At 73.5% G+C, this 5028-nt stretch carries 6 protein-coding genes and 1 tRNA gene; 1 reads left to right on the forward strand and 6 read right to left on the reverse strand.

The window, feature by feature from the left end:
* Positions 1 to 242: 242 nt before the first annotated feature.
* The 6 genes from I003_RS33700 to I003_RS0128820 all read right to left on the reverse strand — a co-directional run bounded on the left by I003_RS33700 (position 243) and on the right by I003_RS0128820 (position 3971).
* Positions 243 to 1265 carry an RNA polymerase sigma factor SigF gene (locus tag I003_RS33700; RefSeq protein WP_078564535.1) on the reverse strand — a complete coding sequence of 341 codons (1023 nt, stop codon included), beginning with the start codon at positions 1263 to 1265 and terminating at the stop codon, positions 243 to 245.
* 294 nt (positions 1266 to 1559) lie between these two features.
* Positions 1560 to 1769: a hypothetical protein gene (locus I003_RS0128800; protein WP_486584452.1), complete on the reverse strand. Its 210-nt coding sequence runs from the start codon at positions 1767 to 1769 to the stop codon at positions 1560 to 1562.
* Between the two features lie 587 nt (positions 1770 to 2356).
* A tRNA-Ser gene (locus I003_RS0128805) sits at positions 2357 to 2446 on the reverse strand.
* Positions 2447 to 2488: 42 nt separating this feature from the next.
* The gene (locus tag I003_RS0128810) at positions 2489 to 2989 is read right to left on the reverse strand and encodes a nucleoside deaminase (RefSeq protein WP_027774632.1); all 501 of its coding nucleotides are present in this window, start codon (positions 2987 to 2989) and stop codon (positions 2489 to 2491) included.
* Positions 2990 to 3045: 56 nt separating this feature from the next.
* A complete protein-coding gene (locus tag I003_RS0128815) occupies positions 3046 to 3594 on the reverse strand; it encodes a tRNA adenosine deaminase-associated protein (RefSeq protein ID WP_027774633.1) in 549 nt (182 codons plus the stop codon).
* A gap of 191 nt (positions 3595 to 3785) precedes the next feature.
* Complete coding sequence (locus I003_RS0128820; protein WP_027774634.1) at positions 3786 to 3971, reverse strand: hypothetical protein; 186 nt, start codon at positions 3969 to 3971, stop codon at positions 3786 to 3788.
* Between the two features lie 152 nt (positions 3972 to 4123).
* Between I003_RS0128820 and upp the strand changes: the two genes are divergently transcribed.
* A complete protein-coding gene (upp, locus tag I003_RS0128825; RefSeq protein ID WP_027774635.1) occupies positions 4124 to 4756 on the forward strand; it encodes a uracil phosphoribosyltransferase in 633 nt (210 codons plus the stop codon).
* The last annotated feature ends 272 nt before the right edge of the window (positions 4757 to 5028 follow it).

Consider the following 5028-nt stretch of genomic DNA (forward strand, 5'->3'; position numbering starts at 1 on the left):
CCCCCTTGAGGTCGCGGACGGTTCCAGGCCGCCCCTCCCGTTGGTACCGGCGGCGACTCGACTTCCGCCGGACTGCCGAGAGAAGCAGCCTCCGACTGAGATACCGGGTGCCGGGGCATGCCAAACACCGTTCCAGCAGAATGTCACAAGTCGGCAACGCGCTGTAGCGTCAAGTCGACATATACGCGCAGATACGGAGCCTGGGCGTCAGCCATGACCTCGAAGAGTCCTACCCGATCCGGTTAGGAATCGATCCGGTTTGCGGATCGCAGGCGTGCGAAGCTGCGCGACAGCAGCCGGGACACGTGCATCTGGGACAGCCCGAGCTCGGCGCTGATCTGCGACTGCGTCATGTTGCGGTAGTAGCGCAGCATGAGGATGCGCTGTTCGCGCTCCGGCAGTTGGACGAGGAGGTGGCGTACGAGATCGCGGTGCTCGACGCCGGCCAGGGCCGGATCCTCGTACCCGAGCCGGTCCAGCAGCCCCGGCATGCCGTCGCCCTCCTGGGCGGCTTCGAGGGAGGTGGCGTAGTACGAGCGGCCGGCCTCGCGGCAGGCGCGTACTTCGTCCTCGCCGACCTTCAGATGCGCGGCGATCTCGGCCGTGGTGGGCGCGCGGCCGTGCCGTACGGTCAGGTCCTCGATGGCGCCGCTGACCTGGGCCCACAGCTCGTGGAGCCGGCGGGGGACGTGGACGGTGCGGACGTTGTCCCTGAAGTAACGTTTGATCTCGCCGACCACCGTGGGCATGGCGAAGGTGGGGAACTGCACCCCGCGGGCGGGGTCGAAGCGGTCGATGGCGTGGATGAGGCCGATGGTGCCGACCTGGAGGACGTCCTCCATGGGTTCGTTGCGGCTGCGGAAGCGGGCGGCGGCGTAGCGGACGAGGGGCAGGTTGGCCTCGATGAGCGCGGTACGGACCCGGGTGTGCTCGGGGGTGCCGGGTTCGAGGGCGGTGAGCTGGGCGAAGAGGGCACGGGTGAGGGCGCGGGAGTCCGGTTTACGGGACTCCTCGGGGTCGCCGGGGCCACCCGGATCGCGGGGCTCGTCGGAGTCGCCGGGGGCGGGCGCCGGTGCGGGCCCGGCGGCGACCGGGCCGCCGGGGGCGGGCGGCCCCGGGGCGGTCGTGGACGGGGGAGAGGAAGCGGGAGCCGGAGTGCGCGGGGAGGCCGGGGGCGGGGCCGGGGCGGCGTTCGGGACCTGGGCGGCGGCGGGGGGCCGGCCGGGGGCAGGCGGGGCGGTACGCGCGGACAACGGCTGCACCACACCACCACCCCTTCGCGACGACGTGACGTACGGCCGGTGCCGCGGTGCGCGCCGCAGGCGAAACCGGCACATCCGGAAAAGCGGTCATAGCATCACAAGAGATGCGCGCCCTGTGCAAGCACCGTAATCGGCCGTGTTGGCGGCCAGTTGGCCGCCGCCGCGGCCCCCGGCCGGGGCCCGTTCGGCCAGGCAGGAGGGCTGATCACGTACGGGCACACGGGGCTGATCGCGTGGTCGGCGATCACCCGGGCGGGCAGCCGCCGCGAGGCGGCCGGCCCGGGCGCCGCCGCGGCGTCACTCGGAGGAGGAGGCGTCGTCGAGCAGGTCGGACATCACGTCACCGATGCCCTTGGCCAGCTCCGAGATCCACTCGAAGACGACCTGCACCACGTCCGCCGCCTGCGAGGGGGAGCTGATGATGGAGTAGATGGCGAAGAGCCCGACGAGCCCCAGCGCTATCTTCTTGTAGTCCACGTGCGTCGATGCCTCCCCTGTGCGGCACACGCCCGTTCCTGCTCTCTCCCCAGGCGTAGTCGCGACGATTCTATCCGCGCTTGGAGTCGTACCCATGATTTATGGACTAAAGGCCCGGTCACGGGGGGCTTTTGCAGGTCACGCCGAGGGCCGCCCGCGGCGCACCATGGACGGAGAGCCCGCCGGGCCCGGCAGGACCCCGGAGGGCTCGGGGCGGGCTCACTGCGCGTCCGCCGCGGCTACTCCCCCTCGCCGCAGCGCGGTCGTACGGCCCGCCCCTCGCGGGGGGAGGCGGCCGGTTCCCCCCGGGGCCGCCTTCCCCTCCGCCGCCGGTCTACGCCGCCGCCGTCCCCCTGCGGCGCCGGAGCGGCCGACGCCGTACGGAGAACTGCCGCCGCCGCACCGCCGGACGGCCGCCCGGCTTTCGAACGCGCTGCTGCAGGCTGAGCGTTGGGCCACCGGCTTGACGATGCCGACGCGGACGACCCGCCCCGGCAGACGCGCCTCCGCACCGCCCGTCGCCCCCCGCGACGTCGTTCCGACGCCGGGACCCGGGGACTTCGGGCCGCACACAGAACCGCCCCCGCACCGGATTCCCGGTCGGAGGCGGTTTCTCATGGCGGTAGCGGTGGGATTTGAACCCACGGTGGAGTTGCCCCCACACTCGCTTTCGAGGCGAGCTCCTTCGGCCGCTCGGACACGCTACCGCCGAGCAGCTTAGCCCACACGCCGCCGTGATCAGAAATCCGTTACGGGCGCGGGCCCTCCGGCGCCGGGGTGTGGCGGAAGAAGGCGGTGAGGAGGGCGGTGGAGGCGGGGGCGAGGACGTGGGGGATGACCTCGGGGCGGTGGTTCAGGCGGCGGTCGCGGAGTACGTCCCACAGGGAGCCCGCCGCGCCCGTCTTGGGGTCGCGGGCGGCGTAGACGACGCGGTCGACGCGGGCGAGGACGGCGGCGCCCGCGCACATCGTGCACGGCTCCAGCGTGACGACCAGCGTGCAGCCCGTCAGCCGCCAGCCGCCCAGCGCCGCCGCCGCGGCGCGCAGCGCCAGGACCTCCGCGTGGGCGGTGGGGTCGCCCGTCGCCTCCCGCTCGTTCCTCGCCCTGGCGAGTATCCGGCCTCCGGGGGGCGAGGAGATCAGGTCGTCGTACGGGTCACCGGACGCGTCCACCGGGCCCACGACCACCGCGCCCACCGGGACGTCGCCCGTCTCCAGGGCGCGCTCCGCCTCCGCCAGGGCCGCGCGCATCGGCGGTTCCCACAGCTTCTCGTACGGGCCGCTCTCTCCTCCTCCGCCGGCTTCCGTCAGCGGACCGTCTCCAGCACGTCCGCCGCGCCGAGCAGGTCCGCGATCTCGTTGACCGCGTCGCCGTTCAGCGCCAGCAACTGCTTCTCCGAGACCCCGAGGTCCTCCAGAAGCTCCGTGTCGCCCACGGGGCCCGCCGGCGTGCCGGGCGGGGCGTCCGGGTCGGCTTCGGAGTCCGCGTCGGCGCCGGTGCCGGCGTCCGGCTCGCCGTCCTCCGTGCCGTCCAGGTCCGTCAGGCTCTCCAGCGCGATGTCGTCCTCCGGCTCGCGGCCGAGCAGCTCGGGGGTGAGCAGGATCTCCCCGTACGCGCTGCGCGCGGCGGCGGCGGCGTTCGAGACGAACACGCGCGGGTCGTCCTCACCGTCTATACGGATGACGCCGTACCAGATGTCCTCCTGCTCAAGCAGCACCAGCACGGTCTCGTCGTCATCGGCCGTCGCCTCGCGGGCGAGGTCGGCCAGGTCGTCCAGCGTCTCCACGTCGTCGAGCTCTGTATCGCTCGCTTCCCACCCGTCTTCGGTGCGCGCGAGCAGTGCGGCGAAGTACACCGTGACTCTCCCACTGGTCCTAGGTGTGCCGGGCCGGGTGGTCGAGCTTGCCTGCTCTCTCCCCCCGACCAGGGGCGGAGGACCCGCCCTCACCGGAATCGTGACAGAAACCTGCGCCGTCTGCGGGGTCTTCCGCGCTGCGTCGTGAATTGGGCCGCCGCACGGCCCGCGTCCGGCCGTCCATCGGCCGTCTACCAGCGGAAGGTGCGCATGCGGTGGACATGGCGCCGCCGCGCCGCCCGGGCGCGCCGCGGCCGGACGCGCGCCCGCAGCTCCTCGGCTTCGTGCAGGTCGTGCAGGAAGGCGGCGCGGCGGCGGCTGCGGTCGTCGGGGGTCTCGGCCAGCGGATCACCGCTGCGCAGATCACGATCCGGCATCACACACCTCCAGCGTCCGTGCGGGCCGGGGGGACATATCCACCTTGCACCCGGTTGGCGGTTGAGTACGCACCGCGGCCCGTCCCTCCACGCGTACCCCCGGGCCCCGGCGCGTATCCGTGTCCGCCGGGGACTCGGATAGATTCGGAAGCATGCGGATACACGTGGTCGACCACCCCCTGGTGGCACACAAGCTCACCACGCTGCGCGACGAGCGCACGGACTCCCCCACCTTCCGTCGGCTGGCCGACGAGCTGGTGACGCTCCTCGCGTACGAGGCGACGCGCGACGTCCGCACCGAACAGGTCGACGTCCGCAGCCCCGTCGCCCAGACCACCGGCGTGCGGCTGGCGCGCCCCCGGCCGCTCATCGTGCCGATCCTGCGCGCCGGGCTCGGCATGCTCGACGGCATGATGCGGGTGCTGCCGACGGCGGAGGCCGGTTTCCTCGGGCTGATACGCGACGAGGAGACCCTGCAGCCCAGCACGTACGCGAACCGGCTCCCGGACGACCTGTCCGGGCGGCAGGTCTACGTCCTGGACCCGATGCTGGCCACCGGCGGCACGCTGGTCGCCTCGATACGGGAGCTGATCCGGCGGGGCGCGGACGACGTCACGGCGATCTGCCTGCTGGCGGCGCCGGAGGGCACGGAGGCGGTGGAGCACGAGCTGGCGGGCGCGCCGGTGACGGTGGTCACGGCGGCGATGGACGAGCGGCTGAACGACGCGGGGTACATCGTGCCGGGGCTGGGCGACGCCGGGGACCGGATGTACGGGACCGCCTAGCGGCGGGCACCGGTCGGCGTCGTCGGGTGCCGGTTGCGCCGGCGGGTGCCCACGGGTCCCGGCCGCACCGGCAGGTGCCGCGGGGTGCCGGTTGCCCGGCGGGCACCGGATGGCGCAGGTGCGGCGGGCGTGTTCCGAAGTGCCGGCTGCGCCGGTGGGTGCCGGGTGTACCGGCTGTAACCGGCGGTGCAGGCTGTACCGGCGGGCGCGGGGTGGCGCAGGCACCGGTGGGCGTGTTCCGTGGTGCCGGGTGCCGGGTGCCGGGTGCCGGG

The sequence above is a fragment of the Streptomyces sp. CNQ329 genome (assembly GCF_000482585.1).

What these genes read in the sequence shown, in the direction of transcription:
- upp (WP_027774635.1), top strand. Translation starts at nt 4,124, where the DNA reads ATGCGGATACACGTGGTCGACCACCCCCTGGTGGCACACAAGCTCACC.
- I003_RS0128810 (WP_027774632.1), bottom strand. Translation starts at nt 2,989, where the DNA reads ATGCGCGCGGCCCTGGCGGAGGCGGAGCGCGCCCTGGAGACGGGCGAC.
- I003_RS0128820 (WP_027774634.1), bottom strand. Translation starts at nt 3,971, where the DNA reads ATGCCGGATCGTGATCTGCGCAGCGGTGATCCGCTGGCCGAGACCCCC.